Annotated in this window: 15 protein-coding genes; 11 read left to right on the top strand and 4 right to left on the bottom strand. The window is 70.1% G+C overall.

The genetic code is table 11. The features are described from left to right. Positions 1–41 precede the first annotated feature (41 nt). Positions 42–2,417 carry an ATP-binding cassette domain-containing protein gene (locus ABD295_RS02855; RefSeq protein WP_344302094.1) on the top strand — a complete coding sequence of 792 codons (2,376 nt, stop codon included), beginning with the start codon at positions 42–44 and terminating at the stop codon, positions 2,415–2,417. Here the strand turns inward: ABD295_RS02855 and arr are convergent. Together arr and ABD295_RS02845 are read right to left on the bottom strand one after the other, a co-directional pair. Further along, positions 2,410–2,820, bottom strand: a complete 411-nt coding sequence (gene arr, locus ABD295_RS02850) for an NAD(+)--rifampin ADP-ribosyltransferase (protein ID WP_425573941.1) — start codon at positions 2,818–2,820, stop codon at positions 2,410–2,412. The genes ABD295_RS02855 and arr overlap by 8 nt on opposite strands. Further along, entirely contained in the window at positions 2,813–3,292 is a 480-nt protein-coding gene (locus ABD295_RS02845) for a VOC family protein (RefSeq protein ID WP_344302092.1), read from the bottom strand. Before ABD295_RS02845 ends, arr begins: the two co-directional genes overlap by 8 nt. 314 nt (positions 3,293–3,606) lie before the next feature. Between ABD295_RS02845 and ABD295_RS02840 the strand changes: the two genes are divergently transcribed. Beyond that, positions 3,607–4,863 carry an HNH endonuclease signature motif containing protein gene (locus tag ABD295_RS02840; protein WP_344302091.1) on the top strand — a complete coding sequence of 419 codons (1,257 nt, stop codon included), beginning with the start codon at positions 3,607–3,609 and terminating at the stop codon, positions 4,861–4,863. Between the two features lie 76 nt (positions 4,864–4,939). Here the strand turns inward: ABD295_RS02840 and ABD295_RS02835 are convergent, their stop codons facing one another. Together ABD295_RS02835 and ABD295_RS02830 are read right to left on the bottom strand one after the other, a co-directional pair. After that, positions 4,940–5,941 (bottom strand): acetamidase/formamidase family protein, encoded by a 1,002-nt coding sequence (locus ABD295_RS02835; protein WP_344302090.1) that lies wholly within the window; start codon positions 5,939–5,941, stop codon positions 4,940–4,942. Beyond that, on the bottom strand, positions 5,938–7,521 hold the full coding sequence (locus tag ABD295_RS02830) for an APC family permease (RefSeq protein ID WP_344302089.1): 1,584 nt from the start codon (positions 7,519–7,521) through the stop codon (positions 5,938–5,940). The genes ABD295_RS02835 and ABD295_RS02830 overlap by 4 nt, the downstream gene beginning before the upstream one ends. Positions 7,522–7,805: 284 nt before the next feature. Between ABD295_RS02830 and ABD295_RS02825 the strand changes: the two genes are divergently transcribed. From ABD295_RS02825 to fabG, 9 genes are read left to right on the top strand one after another with little or no spacing between them, the layout of a single operon-like run. Then, the gene (locus tag ABD295_RS02825) at positions 7,806–9,095 is read left to right on the top strand and encodes a class-III pyridoxal-phosphate-dependent aminotransferase (protein ID WP_344302087.1); all 1,290 of its coding nucleotides are present in this window, start codon (positions 7,806–7,808) and stop codon (positions 9,093–9,095) included. After that, positions 9,092–10,657, top strand: coding sequence for an aldehyde dehydrogenase family protein (locus ABD295_RS02820; RefSeq protein WP_344302086.1), 1,566 nt, complete (start codon positions 9,092–9,094; stop codon positions 10,655–10,657). The genes ABD295_RS02825 and ABD295_RS02820 overlap by 4 nt, the downstream gene beginning before the upstream one ends. A gap of 8 nt (positions 10,658–10,665) precedes the next feature. Beyond that, on the top strand, positions 10,666–11,289 hold the full coding sequence (locus tag ABD295_RS02815; RefSeq protein ID WP_344302085.1) for a BMC domain-containing protein: 624 nt from the start codon (positions 10,666–10,668) through the stop codon (positions 11,287–11,289). Then, on the top strand, positions 11,286–11,756 hold the full coding sequence (locus tag ABD295_RS02810; protein WP_344302084.1) for a hypothetical protein: 471 nt from the start codon (positions 11,286–11,288) through the stop codon (positions 11,754–11,756). The genes ABD295_RS02815 and ABD295_RS02810 overlap by 4 nt, the downstream gene beginning before the upstream one ends. After that, positions 11,756–11,995 carry a EutN/CcmL family microcompartment protein gene (locus tag ABD295_RS02805; RefSeq protein ID WP_344302083.1) on the top strand — a complete coding sequence of 80 codons (240 nt, stop codon included), beginning with the start codon at positions 11,756–11,758 and terminating at the stop codon, positions 11,993–11,995. The genes ABD295_RS02810 and ABD295_RS02805 overlap by 1 nt, the downstream gene beginning before the upstream one ends. A 39-nt stretch (positions 11,996–12,034) precedes the next feature. Further along, positions 12,035–12,325 carry a BMC domain-containing protein gene (locus ABD295_RS02800; protein ID WP_344302082.1) on the top strand — a complete coding sequence of 97 codons (291 nt, stop codon included), beginning with the start codon at positions 12,035–12,037 and terminating at the stop codon, positions 12,323–12,325. A gap of 8 nt (positions 12,326–12,333) precedes the next feature. Next, positions 12,334–12,969: a microcompartment protein gene (locus tag ABD295_RS02795; RefSeq protein ID WP_344302081.1), complete on the top strand. Its 636-nt coding sequence runs from the start codon at positions 12,334–12,336 to the stop codon at positions 12,967–12,969. Beyond that, entirely contained in the window at positions 12,966–13,976 is a 1,011-nt protein-coding gene (locus ABD295_RS02790) for a phosphotransferase enzyme family protein (protein ID WP_344302080.1), read from the top strand. Before ABD295_RS02795 ends, ABD295_RS02790 begins: the two co-directional genes overlap by 4 nt. 25 nt (positions 13,977–14,001) lie before the next feature. Then, positions 14,002–14,784 carry a 3-oxoacyl-ACP reductase FabG gene (gene fabG, locus ABD295_RS02785; protein ID WP_344302079.1) on the top strand — a complete coding sequence of 261 codons (783 nt, stop codon included), beginning with the start codon at positions 14,002–14,004 and terminating at the stop codon, positions 14,782–14,784. Positions 14,785–14,796: the final 12 nt, after the last annotated feature.

Genomic DNA, 14,796 nt, shown 5'->3' with positions numbered 1-14,796 from the left:
ACGGGCTGGGTGGGTCGCGCTCGGCTGGGTACGAGGGGCCTGTGACCGCCGACGCGATCGACGGCTTCGTGCGTGTCCGCGGTGCCAACGAGCACAACCTCCGCAACGTCGACGTCGAGATCCCCCGGGACGCGTTGGTGGCGTTCACCGGGATCTCCGGCTCCGGCAAGTCGTCGCTGGCCTTCGGCACGCTGTACGCCGAGGCGCAACGCCGCTACTTCGAGTCGGTGGCGCCCTACGCGCGCCGGCTCTTGCAGCAGGTCGGCGCTCCGCACGTCCAGGAGATCACCGGGCTGCCGCCGGCGGTGGCGCTGCAGCAGCGTCGCGGCGCGGCCACGTCCCGCTCGTCCGTCGGCACCCTCACCACGCTGTCCAACTTGCTGCGGATCCTCTACTCGAGAGCTGGCGACTACCCCTCCGGGAGCGACCATCTTCCGGCCGAGGCGTTCTCCCCCAACACCGTGGCAGGCGCGTGCCCCCGGTGCCACGGCCTGGGGGTCGTGCACGACGTCACCGAGGAGCTGCTCGTCCCCGACCCGTCCCTGAGCATCCGCGAGGGGGCGATCGCGGCCTGGCCCGGCGCCTGGCAGGGCGCCAACCTGCGCAGCATCGTGAACGGTCTCGGCATCGACATCGACCGCCCGTGGCACCGGCTCCGGAAGAAGGACCGCGACTGGCTGCTCTTCACCGACGAGCAGCCATCGGTGCTCATCGAGCCCGAACCCGATCGCGTGGACCACGGCTACTTCGGGAAGTTCTGGAGCGCGCGCAAGCACGTCATGCACGTGCTGGCCGACTCCAAGAGCGAGCGGATGCGCGAGCGGGCGCTGCGGTTCGTGGAGGACGCGCCCTGCCCGGACTGCCAGGGCAGCGGGCTGCGGCCGGAGGCGCTCGCGGTGACCTTCCTCGGGCATTCGATCGCCGAGGTCAACGACCTGCCGTTCACCCAGCTGGTGGAGCTGCTGCGGCCGGTCGCCGAGCTGCCCGAGGAGACCAACGAGGTCGCGGTGCGGATCTGTGCCGACCTGGTCGCCCGCATCGAGGTCCTCCTCGACCTGGGCCTGGGCTACCTCAGCCTGGGACGGAGCTCGACGACCCTGTCGCCCGGGGAGGCACAGCGCCTGCGGATCGCCACCCAGCTGCGCTCCGGGCTGTTCGGGGTCGTCTACGTCCTGGACGAGCCCTCCGCCGGACTGCACCCGGCCGACGCGGAGCCCTTGATGGACGTCCTGGACCGTCTGAAGGCGTCGGGCAACTCGTTGTTCGTCGTGGAGCACGACCTCGACGTCGTCCGGCGCGCGGACTGGGTCGTCGACATCGGGCCTGGTGCGGGCGAGGCCGGGGGACGAGTGCTCTACAGCGGTCCGGTGGCTGGTCTCGAGCACGTCACCGAGTCGGCGACCAGCGACCACATGTTCGGCCGCGCCGAGCGCCTGGTGCACGACGTGCGGCCTCCACAAGGCTGGTTGCGGGTGGCCCATGCGCGCCGCCACAACCTGCGGGACCTGTCCGTCGACATCCCTCTCTGCGTGCTGACCGCCGTCACGGGCGTGTCCGGTTCCGGCAAGTCGACCTTGGTCAGCCAGGTGCTCGCCGAGGACCCGGCTGCTCTCGAGTCGTTCGACCGGCTGGTGCTCGTCGACCAGCGGCCGATCGGTCGGACGCCGCGGTCCAACCTCGCGACGTACACGGGGATGTTCGACGCCGTGCGCAAGCTGTACGCCGACACGGACGCGGCCCGGGCCCGCGGCTACGACGCCGGCCGGTTCTCCTTCAACGTCCCGAAGGGGCGTTGCGAGACCTGCCAGGGCGAGGGGTTCATCTCTGTCGAGCTGCTCTTCCTGCCCGGCACCTACGCACCCTGCCCGACGTGCCACGGCGACCGGTACAACGCCGAGACGCTCGAGATCACCTACCGCGGCAAGAACGTCGCCGAGGTGCTCGCGCTGTCCGTCGACGACGCGGCGACGTTCCTCGCGGACGTGCCTGGCGCCGAGCGCAGCCTCCGGACGCTGCGCGAGGTGGGCCTGGGCTACCTGCGACTGGGACAGCCGGCGACCGAGCTCAGCGGCGGAGAGGCACAACGCATCAAGCTCGCCACCGAGCTCCAGCGGGCGCACCGCGGCCACGCGCTCTACCTGCTCGACGAGCCGACCTCGGGTCTGCACCCCGCTGACACCGCGCTGCTGCTGCGCCAGCTGCACCGGCTCGTCGACGCCGGCAACACGGTGGTCCTTGTCGAGCACGACCTCGACGCGATCGCCACCGCCGACTGGGTCATCGACCTCGGCCCGGGCGGAGGGGACGCCGGCGGTCAGGTCGTCGCGACCGGCACGCCGGCCGACGTCGCCACGGCGGCAGGCAGCGCGACCGCGCCGTACCTCGCGCGGCGCCTCGAGAGGGCGCGGATCAGTTGATGATCTCCCCGCGCTCGTCCGCAAGGAGCGCTGCCAGCTTGTCGCGCCACTCCTGGAGAGCCTCCGGTGTCAGTCGCGTCCAGTCAGCCACCTCCCCGACCACCCTGAGCGGGTCCTTGCTGCGGTAGGACCGGGTGGGGTTGCCGGGGAACTTCTTGTCGGTCACGTTGGGGTCGTCCTCGAACGCCCCCGTCGGCTCCACGGCGTACACGCGTGGCGGTCGGTCCCCAACCGCGAGCTCCGCTGCCAGGCCGGCGCCGTCCAGCAGTGCGGTGAAGTACATGTGGTTCATCACGATCTCGGGCCGGTAGTTCGACCGGTATCCCGCAGCCAGGAGGTCGCCGACCTGCAGGTCGGCCTTCGTGCCGTGGAAGAACGGGCCCTCGTCCAGGACGTCACTCACCCGCCACAACCTGCGTCGCGGCTTGAGCGGCGGGCGGCTCGGCGAGCGCGACGATGATCCCCTCGGGTCCGCGGACATACGTCATGAGCCAACCTTCGTGCTCGCCGATGCTGCCCACCAGGCCGTAGCCGTCCACGGCGAGGCGCACGACCAGCTCACGCAGGCCCTCGACCTGGAAGCAGACGTTGCGGATCCCGACCTCCGTGCTCATCGGGTTGCCCGACCCCGCCACATGGTCGGGCCGGACGAAGCACGAGAGCTCCACCCCGGTCCCACCGTCGGGTGGTCGGAGCGTCATGATCTCGCTCCGCGAGCCGGGGATCCCGATGACGTCGTCCACGAACTCGCCCTCCAAGAACGTGCGGCCCTCGATCTCGAGGCCGAGGGTCACGAAGAACCTCGCCGCGCTGTCGATGTCGGACACGGTGATGCCGACGTGGTCGAACGTGCGTACCTGTGCCACTGCTGCCACTCCCGTCTGGATGTCTCTGGTCTACAGCAGGGACGGAGCCGGCGGCGTGATCTCGACATGCAGCCGCTGCGGGCTCGCCCGAAGGAAGGTCGAGGATGGGTGTCGACCGGGCGTCTCATCCGCCTGACCGTAGGGCGGCCCTGCACCTTTCGTCAGGAAGCACGCTCACGCCCCGTCGGTCGACGAGGTACTGCTTTCGGCGGACAGTGCAGCCATCTGTGAGGTGAGCGTCACACAACAAGACCTCAAGGCCCTGTGAACAAGGGGTTCCTGAGACTCTCGGTTGTCGGTGGTCACCCCTAGCGTTGTCGGTGATGAGCTACTCGACACCCACCCCGCGCCACCCCCTGGTGGAGGCCGCCGACGACCTGGACAAGGTCCTCGCCGGCGTCGCCGGTGTCGACCCCACCTACCTCGCGACCGAGGACAAGAAGGACCTCCTCCTCAGGTTCACCACCCTCTCCTCCCAGGTCGAAGGACTCCGCCTCAAGGTGATCGCCGCCTCCGACGACGTCGCCGCCGAGCACGCCGACAAGAGGGTCGCGGACTGGGTCGCCCGTCAGACCAGGTGCGACAAACGCGCCGCGCACGCCCAGCAGACCCTCGCCGAAGCGTTGGACGGGCGGTGGGCTCGCATCGGCGGCGGGGTGACCTCGGGGCGGGTGCACCTGGACCAGGCCCGGGTGATCGTGAGGGCGCTCGACCTGCTCCCACCCCAGGTCGGCCCCGAGGTCCGCCGTCTCGCCGAGGAACGACTGCTCGAGTTCGCTGACTCCTTCGGGCCGCGTGAGCTGGTCAAGCTGGGTGACCGGATCCTGGCCTATGTGGCACCCGAGGTCGCCGACGCCGAGGAGCTGAAGGCGTTGGAAGCGGCCGAACGCAGAGCCGAAACCAGGACGCGGTTGACCTACACGACCAGACCCGACGGGTCCCTGGAGTACTCCGGGATCCTGCCCCCCGTCGAGGGCGCCATCCTCAAGACCGTCATCGACGCCAAGTCCTCACCCCGACGCCGCGACCAAGCCGGTGGGTGGACCGACCCAGCCACCGGGCAACGCCTCACCGCCGACCAAGTCCGCGGCGAGGCGTTCCGCGACCTCATCGCCAACCTCGACCCCCAAGACCTCGGCCAGCACGGCGGCAAGCCCGTCTCGGTGTTCGTCACCATCACCCACCGAGAGCTCACCACCGGGCTCGGCACCGCCCAGCTGTCCACCGGGGAGACCATCACCGCCGGCCACGCCCGCCGCCTCGCCTGCAATGCCGGGCTCATCCCCGCCGTGCTCGGCACCCAGTCCGAAGTCCTCGACCTCGGCCGCACCGCCAGACTCCACACGCCCGCCCAACGCAAAGCCCGCCTCCTCACCACGACCGAGTGCCAGATCGACGGCTGCACCGTCCCCGCCGCCTGGTGCGAGAGCCACCACCGAGACCCATGGGCAAACGGCGGGAAGACCAACCACCAAGACCACTACTTCGCCTGCGCCTGGCACCACCACAAGATCCACGACCCCCGATACCAGACCACCTACCACCCCAACGGCACCCTCACCCTCCACCGGCGCACGTGAGCCCACCGCGCGCCACTGAGAGGACGCAGCCGTGGAGACGGTGACGTTGCGGAGACCGACTGGCCGGAAGGAGCCGTCAGGCTCGCCAGCGCGCGTGCATCCCCTGCATCACGGTCGGGCTGCCCAGGAAGCGCTTCTCCACCTTGGTCACCACCGTGTAGCTGGTGTCGACGACCTGGGCGATGGGAGTGAGCGCGGCCTGGCTGACGAGCTGGTAGGCATCCATGTCGGAGAGCCCCGTGAGCTCCGCGACCCAGCGGACCATCTCGGTGTGCGCGATCCGGAAGGCGTCCTCGAGCGGCCGCGCGGAGCCGGTCGTCATGATGAAGGCGTCGTCCTCCAGCCGCGGCCACGGCGTGGGCGGGCCCCCCTTGATCAGGTCGATCGTGAGCACGGTGTCCATGGCGCACTCGACGGCTACGCCGCAGGTCTCGCCCTCCCCCTGGCGGGCATGGCCGTCGCCGAGGCTGAAGAGCGCTCCAGGGACGTTGACGCCGAGGTAGCAGGTGGTGCCCGCGCGCATCTCCGGTGTGTCCATGTTGCCGCCCCAGTCGCCAGGAGCGAGGGCCGAGCGCACCTCGCCGAGGGCCGGGGCCACCCCGACGGTGCCGTGCATCGGGTCAAGCGGCAGGTCGATCTGGTGCGGTGAGTCCAGGGCGTCGTACGTCACCACACCCGCCTGCAGGTCGATCTCGTAGACCCACGTGCGCTCCGGCAGGGGCGGGTGCAGCAGCGCGGTGAACGGCGTCGTCGTGAGCGCCCCGAACATCGGCACCGTCGAGCTGACCCCTCTGCCCCCACGGGGCGTGATCGAGTGGAAGTGCACCACCAACGTGTCCCCCGGCTCCGCGCCCTCGACGAAGAACGGGCCCGTCTGCGGGTTCAGGAACCGGGGGTCGCACACCTGCGAGGGCAGGTCCGCCGTCGAGCGGACCCGCCCCGCGAAGCAGTCGAGCGTCCAGGTCGACACGGTCGTGCCGGGACGCACGCTGACCAACGGCTCGAACCCGCCGAAGGTGTACGCCAGCTTGGTGGGGTCACCTTCGGCGTCGGGCTCGAACCTCAGGACGGACGTCACTTTCGCTCGTGCGCCTCCTCGAACACCGTCCTGCCGATCTTGCGGTAGACCTCGGGGCTCCGGGACCGGAGCGCCAGCACGGCGAGGAGGCCGACCACGAAGATGCCGATGACGAGCCACGGGATGAGCTTGAAGAAGGCCGACTCGGCTGCCAGACCACCCGCGAAGTCGATGTTGTCGATCAGCAGCCACACGACGAAGAGCATCCCGATCCCGCCCAGGGCCGGGATCAGCCCGGTGGTGAGCAGGTTGCCCGGGTGCACCTTCTTGACGTGGAAGTACCAGATCACCGCGAGGCACGTGATGGCCTGCACGATCAGGATCGCCATCGTGCCCAGGATGGCCAGGAGGCCGTACTGGAACACGTACGCGCCGGTGAACGGGTCGTTCCCGTCGGGGGTGAGCACGAAGAAGCCGAGCGTGAAGACCAGGGTGATCGCGCTCTGGACCAGCGAGGCCACGTGCGGCGTCCCGTGCGTGCCGTGCGTGCGGCCCAGCGTGCCTGCCGTCAGCGGCAGCTCGCGTCCGATGGCGTAGATGTAGCGGCTCGCGGCGGTGTGGAACGCCAGCCCGCAGGCGAACGAACCGACCACGATCAGGAACAGGTAGATGTCGCCGATGAAGGAGCCACCGAGCTTGTCCTCAGCCAGGTCGACCCAGAGGCCGATGGAGTCGGTGTTGGACTTCTCGATGGCCGTCGCCTTGCCGTTGCCGGCGATCATCATCCAGGACACGAAGGTGTAAAACGTGCCCAGCCCGATCACGGCGATCAACGTCGCCCGCGGCACGATGTGCCGCGGGTTGCGCGACTCCTCGCCGTAGACCGCGGTGGTCTCGAAGCCGACCCACGACCAGAACGCGAAGAACACGCCGATGGCGGCGCTGCCGGCCGCGATCGCGGTGCCGTCGATCTCGAGTCCCATGCCGCCGCCGGTCTCGAGGGACTTGAACGCGTTGAGCGGGTTGACCGCCTCCGGCACCATCCCGTCGGGTCCGCCGCCGGAGAAGAGCACCGAGAGGGCGAGCGCAAGCAGGAGGACGACCTCCGCGATCAGCGTGATGCCGAGGAACGTCGCGGCGATGCTGATGTCGAAGTAGCCGAAGAGCCCGATCACGATGATCCCGCCGATGGCGATGATCAGCCAGTTGACGTCGATGTCGAACCAGCGGTTCAAGGCGCTGTTGCCGAAGTAGGAGAAGATGCCGATCAGCGAGCCCTCGAAGACGACGTACGCCATCGTCGCGAGCGCACCGGACGCCATCCCCCAGACCTGGCCCAGGCCGTGAGTGATGAACCCGTAGAACGCACCAGCCGTCGTGATGTGCCGGGCCATCGAGATGAACCCGATCGTGAACAGCGTCAGCACGATGGTCGCCACGAGGAAACCCGCAGGCGCGCCGATGCCGTTGCCGTAGCCGATGGCGATGGGGGTGTTGCCCGTCATCGCGGTGATGGGCGCGGCGTTCGCCACAGCGATGAAGAGCACGCTGCCGAGCCCGATCGCGCCTGCCTTCAGGGCGTGCCGGTGCCCCCCGCCGTCGGCGCGCTCCCGCGCCGTGTCATGTTCTTGCGTCGACACGTGTCACTCCAACCTCTCGGGCCCACCTACCAGATCGAGGGGGCGACAGCAGCGAACCGAATCTGTCGCACGGTGCACGCCGTTGCGACCTGCGTTCGTGCGGTCCGGTGTGTCCCAAGCCACTTCGCGGCATGCTGCCAGCGCAACCAGGGCGCTGACAAGGGTCCAGGCCCCCAGACCTGTTGACCGGACCGTTAGGACCCTGTTACAAACCGTAGTGCAGACCAATTAGACATTTGGTCTGCACTTGGTCCCAGCCCTGTCCTGCGTTTAGGAGGCGCCGCGTGAGCTTCGACTACGGCGAGTTCTCCTTCGCCTCCAAGGAGGAGGTGCTCGACAAGTCGCGCGAGTTCTGGAACCCCGGAAAGACCGACTTCTGGGTCGAGACAGGCGTGCCCCTGGTCATCGACCGCCGCGAGGGCTACTACCTCTACGACATGAGCGGCAAGCAGCTGCTCGACGTGCACCTCAACGGCGGCACCTACAACCTCGGCCACCGCAACCCCGAGGTCGCCTCGGCCGTCGCGTCCGCCATGTCGCACTTCGACATCGGCAACCACCACTTCCCGGCCCTCACCCGCACCGCCTTGGCCGAGGCCCTCGTGCGAACCGCACCCGAGGGCATCACCAAGGTCGTGTACGGAAGCGGAGGCGGGGAGGCGATCGACATCGCCCTCAAGACCGCCCGGCACGCCACACAGCGGCGCCGGATCGTCTCCGTCGTGAAGGCGTACCACGGACACACGGGGCTCGCCGTCGGTACCGGCGACGAGAGGTTCAGCAAGCTCTTCCTCTCCGATCGGCCCGACGAGTTCGCGCACGTGCCCTTCAACGACCTCGAGGCGATGGAGCAGGCGCTCAGCGCACGGGACGTGGCGGCGGTGATCATGGAAACGATCCCGGCGACGTACGGCTTCCCGCTGCCGGAGCCCGGCTACCTCGAGACCGTCAAGCGCCTCTGCGAGCAGCACGGCACGCTCTACATCGCCGACGAGGTGCAGACCGGGCTGATGCGCACGGGTGAGCTCTGGGGCATCACCAAGCACAGCTTCACGCCCGACATCCTGGTGGCCGGCAAGGGGCTCTCGGGCGGCATGTACCCGATCTCGGCGGTGCTGCTGGCCGAGCACACTGCCGGGTGGCTCGCCGAGGACGGCTTCGGGCACATCTCGACCTTCGGCGGCGCCGAGCTCGGCTGCATCGCCGCGTTGAAGACCCTGGAGATCTGCACCCGCCCGGAGACCCGCTCGATGGTCCACTACATCAGCGACCTGGTCGGTCGCGGACTGCGCGAGATCCAGGCAGACCACCCCGACTGGTTCGTCGGCATCCGCCAGAACGGCGTCGTGATGGGCCTGGAGTTCGCGCACCCGCAGGGGGCCAAGTACGTCATGCGGCACCTCTACGCCAACGGCGTCTGGGCCATCTTCTCGACGCTCGACCCGCGCGTGCTGCAGTTCAAGCCCGGCATCCTGATGACGCCAGAGCTGTGCGAGGACCTCCTCGACCGCACCGAGGTGGCGATCCGGTCGTCGTGGGCCGAGGTGCGCGACTCGGGCTGGCGAGCCGCATGAGCGCACTCGAGTACGACCTGCCACCGCTGGAGGCCGCAGGGGTGCCGCGAGCCCGCCAGATGCTCGAGCGGGCCGCCTGGGCGGCCAGGTCGTTCGCCAAGTACGACCGCGAGTCCGTGCTGCGCGTCGTCGACGCGGTCGTGCGGGTGGCCGAGGAGCGGGCCGAGCAGTACGCCGAGTGGGCGGTGCGCGAGACCGGCTTCGGCATCGTCGCCGACAAGACCGTGAAGAACAGGCTGTGCTCGCGCGGCATCCTCGAGGCCTACCGCGACCACGACTACGTGAGCCCTCGGATCGACGCCGAGCGGAAGATCGTGGAGGTGCCGCGTCCGGCCGGGGTGGTGCTCGCACTGACGCCCTCGACCAACCCGGTGTCGACGGTCTACTTCAAGGTGATCCTCTCGCTGCTGACCCGCAACGCCGTCGTGATCAGCCCGCACCCCTACGCCAAGGAGTCGTGCTCCGACGCCGCTCGCGTGCTGGCGGAGGCAGCAGTGGCCGCCGGCGCTCCCGACGGCGTCGTCCAGTGGGTGGAGGAGCCGTCGGTGCCCCTGATCGAGGCGCTGATGACCGACTCCCGCACCGACGTCATCCTGGCCACCGGCGGAGTCGCGGTGGTGCGGGCGGCGTACTCGTCCGGCAACCCCGCCATCGGCGTCGGCCCCGGCAACGTGCCCGTCATGGTCGACGCGACCGCCGACCTCGCACGCGCCGCCAAGAAGCTGGTGGACAGCAAGGCCTTCGACAACTCGGTGCTCTGCACCAACGAGAGCGTGCTCGTCGTCGAGGAGCCCGTCGCCGACCGGCTGCTGCGCGAGATGGCCCGCCACGGTGCGCACCTGCTCGACCCCGACGAGCGCGACCGCGTGCGCGACACGGTGTTCCCCGAGGGCAGGTTCGACGTCTCGCTCGTCGGCAAGGACGCCGCGACGATCGCCGACAAGGCCGGCGTCCGCGTCCCGGCCCGCACCCGGGTGCTGCTCGCGCCCTTCGACCTGGCGGTCAAGGAGGAGCCGCTCGCCCGCGAGAAGCTCTGCCCGGTCCTCGGCGTGACCCGCGTGCCCACCGCGCGCAGGGGGATCCGCACGGCACAGGCCCTGCTCCGCATCGGTGGGGCCGGACACTCCGCGGTGATCCACAGCAACGACCCCCGCGTCGTCATGGAGTACGCCGCCGCGCTGGACGTGCTGCGGGTGACCGTCAACGAGGGCGGCAGCACCGGCAGCGCGGGGTTCGCGACGAACCTCGCACCCTCCATGACGATCGGCACGGGCTACGTCGGCCGCAGCTCGCTCAGCGAGAACCTCGAGCCGCGACACCTGGTCGACCTGACCCGCATCGCCTACAGCGTCGACCCGAGCGAGGTGCTGCCGTCGTTCGAGGGGATCGAGCCGTGGGCGGCGCCGGTCGGTCCGGTGCCGGCGTACCCGGTCGCGAGCTCGGCGGCCGGCCCGCTCACCGACTCCCCCGTCCAGACCGCTCCGAAGGAGGGGACGGCCGAGCTCCGCGAGGAGCTGCGCCGCCTCATCGTCGAAGAGCTGACCGCAATCATCAAGGGCTGAGGCGACACATGACGCAGGGTTCGACGGGCGCCGAGCTCCGGTCCTTCATCTTCCTGGACCAGCTCCAGCCGCAGACGATGTGCTATCTCGGCACGTGGATCAAGGGCAGCCTGCCCCGGTCCGACATGGCGGCGCAGATCATCGAGGTGGCACCCGGGCTCGACATCGAGCCGCTGACCGACGTGGCGCTCAAGAACACCGACGTGGGGGCCGGGATCCTCGTGGTAGAGCGGCAGTTCGGCTACCTCGAGATCCACTCGCGGTCCACGGAGGCGGTCCGCTCCGCCGCCGCCGCGGTGCTGCAGGCGCTCGATGCTCAGGCCTCGGACGCGACGGCGCCGACGATCCTGGCGTCGCGGATCGTGTCGCGCATCGACGCGCAGCACGCGTTCCTGATCAACCGCAACAAGATCGGGTCGATGGCGCTGCAGGGCGAGTCGCTCTTCGTGCTCGAGATGCAGCCGGCGTCGTACGCCATCCTCGCGACCAACGAGGCCGAGAAGGCCGCCGACATCAAGGTCGTGGACTACCGCATGATCGGCGCGACGGGCCGGGTCTACCTCACCGGAGACGAGTCCGACGTGCGAGCCGCCGCCGATGCCGCCGAGCAGGCGTTGAGGACGGCGACGTGACCGGCCCCCACCCTCTCGGCGACCTGAGCCCCGACGACCTGCGCGCCGCCGTCCGCGCCGTGCTGCGCGACGTGCTGCCCGACGGCTTGGTCGCTGCGCCGACGCCGCCGGCACCGCCCGCCGGGCCGCAGGCAGGCCAGGGCGACGTGGTCATCGGCTCCGACGGCGACCTGACCGCGTTCGTACGCCGGGTGGCCGCCCTCTGCGAGGACCCGCACGTGCGCACCGAGCTGCAGGGTGGTCGTCACGGCTTCCGCCTGGCCGACCGGTCGGAGACGGTACGGGCGTCTGGCCCAGGCCACGACGGATCCGTCACGAGGATCGACCGAGGCGCCGTCACCGAGCGCGCGGTCGTGCGGGCCGCGGCGGCCGGTACCCGTCTCGTGCTCGGGCGCGGAGCCGTGCTGACCCCGCTGGCCCGGGACAAGGCCCGGACGCTGGGAGTCCAGATCGAGAAGGAGCGCTGATGCTCAAGGCAAAGGTCGTCGGCCGGGTGTGGTCGACCAAGAAGGTCGAGGGGCTCCCCAACGGCGCCTTCCTCGAGGTGGAGATCGACGGCGGTGCCCGGATCGTCGCGTTCGACGTCCTCGGAACCGGCGTCGACGAGCACGTCCTCGTCGCCACGGGATCCGTGGCCGCGGCGTACTTCCCCGCACCGCATCCGCCCGTGGATGCACTGGTGATCGGGTCCATCGACCCCGAATGACGGCTGGGTAGACAACCGGCACAACCGAAGGAGAGAGAAATGGCGAACCAGGCGATCGGCCTGATCGAGACGAAGGGCTACGTGGCCGCGCTCGCGGCGGCGGATGCGATGGTGAAGGCAGCCAGCGTGACCATCGTCGGCCGCGAGGAGGTCGGCGACGGGCTCGTCGCCGTCACCATCGTGGGCGACGTCGGCGCGGTGAAGGCCGCGACCGAGGCCGGCGCCGAGACCGCCGGTCAGGTCGGCGAGCTGGTGTCCGTGCACGTCATCCCGCGACCGCACCCCGAGCTCGGCCGGCACTTCGACACCTCCGCCAGCACGGAGGAGTGACCGTTCACATGAAGGGTCCCGAGCTGCGGGTCTACCTCCTGCTCGAGGACCTGCAGCGTCAGTTCGCGGCCTACATGGGCACGCCCTCGCGGGCGCGCGGCTACCCGCCGTTCGAGGGACAGCACGCCCTCATCGTCGAGGTGGCTCCGGGCCTGGCGATCGAGCGGGTGACCGACCTCGCGCTGCGGGCGGTGCCCGCGGTCGAGCCCGGCATCCTCTTCGTCGAGCGGCAGTTCGGCGTCCTGGAGGTGCACGCGACGGACCTCGACGACGTGCGCCGCGCCGGCGAGGCGATCCTCGGCGGGCTCGGCGCGAAGGCCACCGACCAGCTGCGGCCGCAGGTGCTCTTCCATGACGTGATCGAGGACGTCACCGACCAGCATGCGGTGATCATCAACCGCACGCGGCAGGCGTCGATGCTGATGCCGGGTCAGTCGCTGCTGGTCTACGAGATGACGCCGGCGCTGTTCGCTACTGTCGCCGCCAACGCCGCCGAGAAGGTGGCCCCGGGCGTGACCTTGGTAGACGTGTCGATGATCGGCGCGGCCGGGCGCGTCTACATGAGTGGAAGCACGGCCGACGTGGTCAAGGCTCGGGACGAGATCACGCGGGTGCTCCAGGAGGTGGAGGGACGCGACCAATGACCACCCATGACCTGTCCGCTGCCGATGTGGCAGCCCGGCTGGAGCCGGTCGCCAGACGCGCGCTCGGCGAGTACGACATCGACCCGGGCGCCGAGCTCACGCTGCTCAACGTCAGCGAGAACGCGACGTACGCCGTCGACGATCCCGCCACCGGTGAGCGCACCGTGCTGCGCGTGCACCGGCACGGCTATCACGACGGCCGCGAGATCGAGTCCGAGCTCGCCTGGCTCGACGCCCTCCGCGACGACACCGGCGTACGCACCCCGCGGGTGCTGCCCACACGGGACGGTCGCCGGGTGCTGGCGATGCCCGAGGAGGGCGAGAGCGACCCACGGCACGTCGTGCACTTCGAGTTCCTCCCGGGCGCGGAGCCCGACGAGAGCGGCGCCAGCCTGCCGGCGTCCTTCGAGCTGCTCGGCGGCATCACCGCGCGCATGCACGAGCACGCGCTCACCTGGCGGCGCCCGCCGGGCTTCACCCGCTTCGCGTGGGACTACGACGGCGCCTTCGGCCAAGTCGCCCGCTGGGGGCGTTGGCAGGACGGGATGGCCATCGGTCCGGAGGAGCTCGAGGTGCTCGGGCGCCTCGACGCCACGTTGCGGTCCCGGCTGGAGCGGTTCGGGTCGGCCCCCCAGCGCTTCGGACTCGTCCACGCCGACCTGCGGCTGGCCAACCTCCTGGAGGACGGCGACGAGGTCTACGTCATCGACTTCGACGACTCGGGCTTCAGCTGGTTCCTCTACGACTTCGGCACCGCCGTGAGCTTCTTCGAGGACGACCCGAGGGTCCCCGAGCTCACCGACGCATGGGTGCGCGGCTATCGCGCCGTGCGCGAGCTGCCCGCTGAGGACGAGGCCGAGATCCCGACGTTCGTGCTGATGCGACGGCTGCTCCTGGTCGCCTGGATCGGCTCGCACTCCGGCACCGACCTGGCCCGGTCGATGGGCGTCGACTACACCGCCGCGAGCTGCGCCCTCGCGGAGTCCTACCTCTCCCGCTTCGCCTGAGCCCCTCGTCCACCAAGGAGATCACGTGTTCAACTCACTCGACGGCCGGGCCGTCATCGTCACCGGTGCCAGCAAGGGCATCGGCAAGGGCATCGCCCGCTGCTTCGTGCGCGCCGGCGCCGACGTGCTGATCGCCGCCCGCGACGAGGGTGTCCTGGCCGCCGCGGCCGCCGAGCTCGCCGACGGGGCGACCGGTCGCGTCGAGTCGATCGCCGCGGACGTCTCCGTCGTCGACGGCTGCCGCGCCCTCGCGGCGACGGCGCTCGAGCGGTTCGGCCGCATCGACGTGCTCTGCGCCAACGCCGGCATCTTCCCCGACAAGCCGCTCGCCGACATGACCGAGGCCGACGTCGACGACGTCCTGGGGGTCAACCTCAAGGGCACGATGTTCTCGGTCCAGGCCTGCCTCGACGCCCTCACCTCGAGCGGCCGGGGACGCGTGGTCATCACGTCGTCCATCACCGGTCCGATCACGGGCTACCCCGGCTGGTCCCACTACGGCGCCAGCAAGGCTGCCCAGCTCGGCTTCCTGCGCACGGCTGCGATCGAGCTCGCCCCGCGCGGCATCACCGTCAACGCGGTGATGCCGGGCAACATCGCGACCGAAGGGCTCGACGGCATGGGCGAGGACTACATCCGCGGCATGGAGGCTGCGATCCCGCAGCACCGGCTGGGCACCGTCGACGACATCGGCAACGCCGCGCTCTTCTTCGCCAGCGACGAGGCCGGCTACATCACCGGTCAGACGCTGGTCGTCGACGGCGGCCAAGTGCTGCCCGAGTCACCTGCGGCGCTCGAAGGCATCTAGTGTCCTGCAACG

It is taken from the genome of Nocardioides bigeumensis (assembly GCF_039531755.1).
GTDB classification, from domain to species: Bacteria; Actinomycetota; Actinomycetes; order Propionibacteriales; family Nocardioidaceae; genus Nocardioides; species Nocardioides bigeumensis.
Note: the sequence above shows the minus strand (reverse complement) of the source record. Positions and strands in the feature narration are given on the sequence as shown.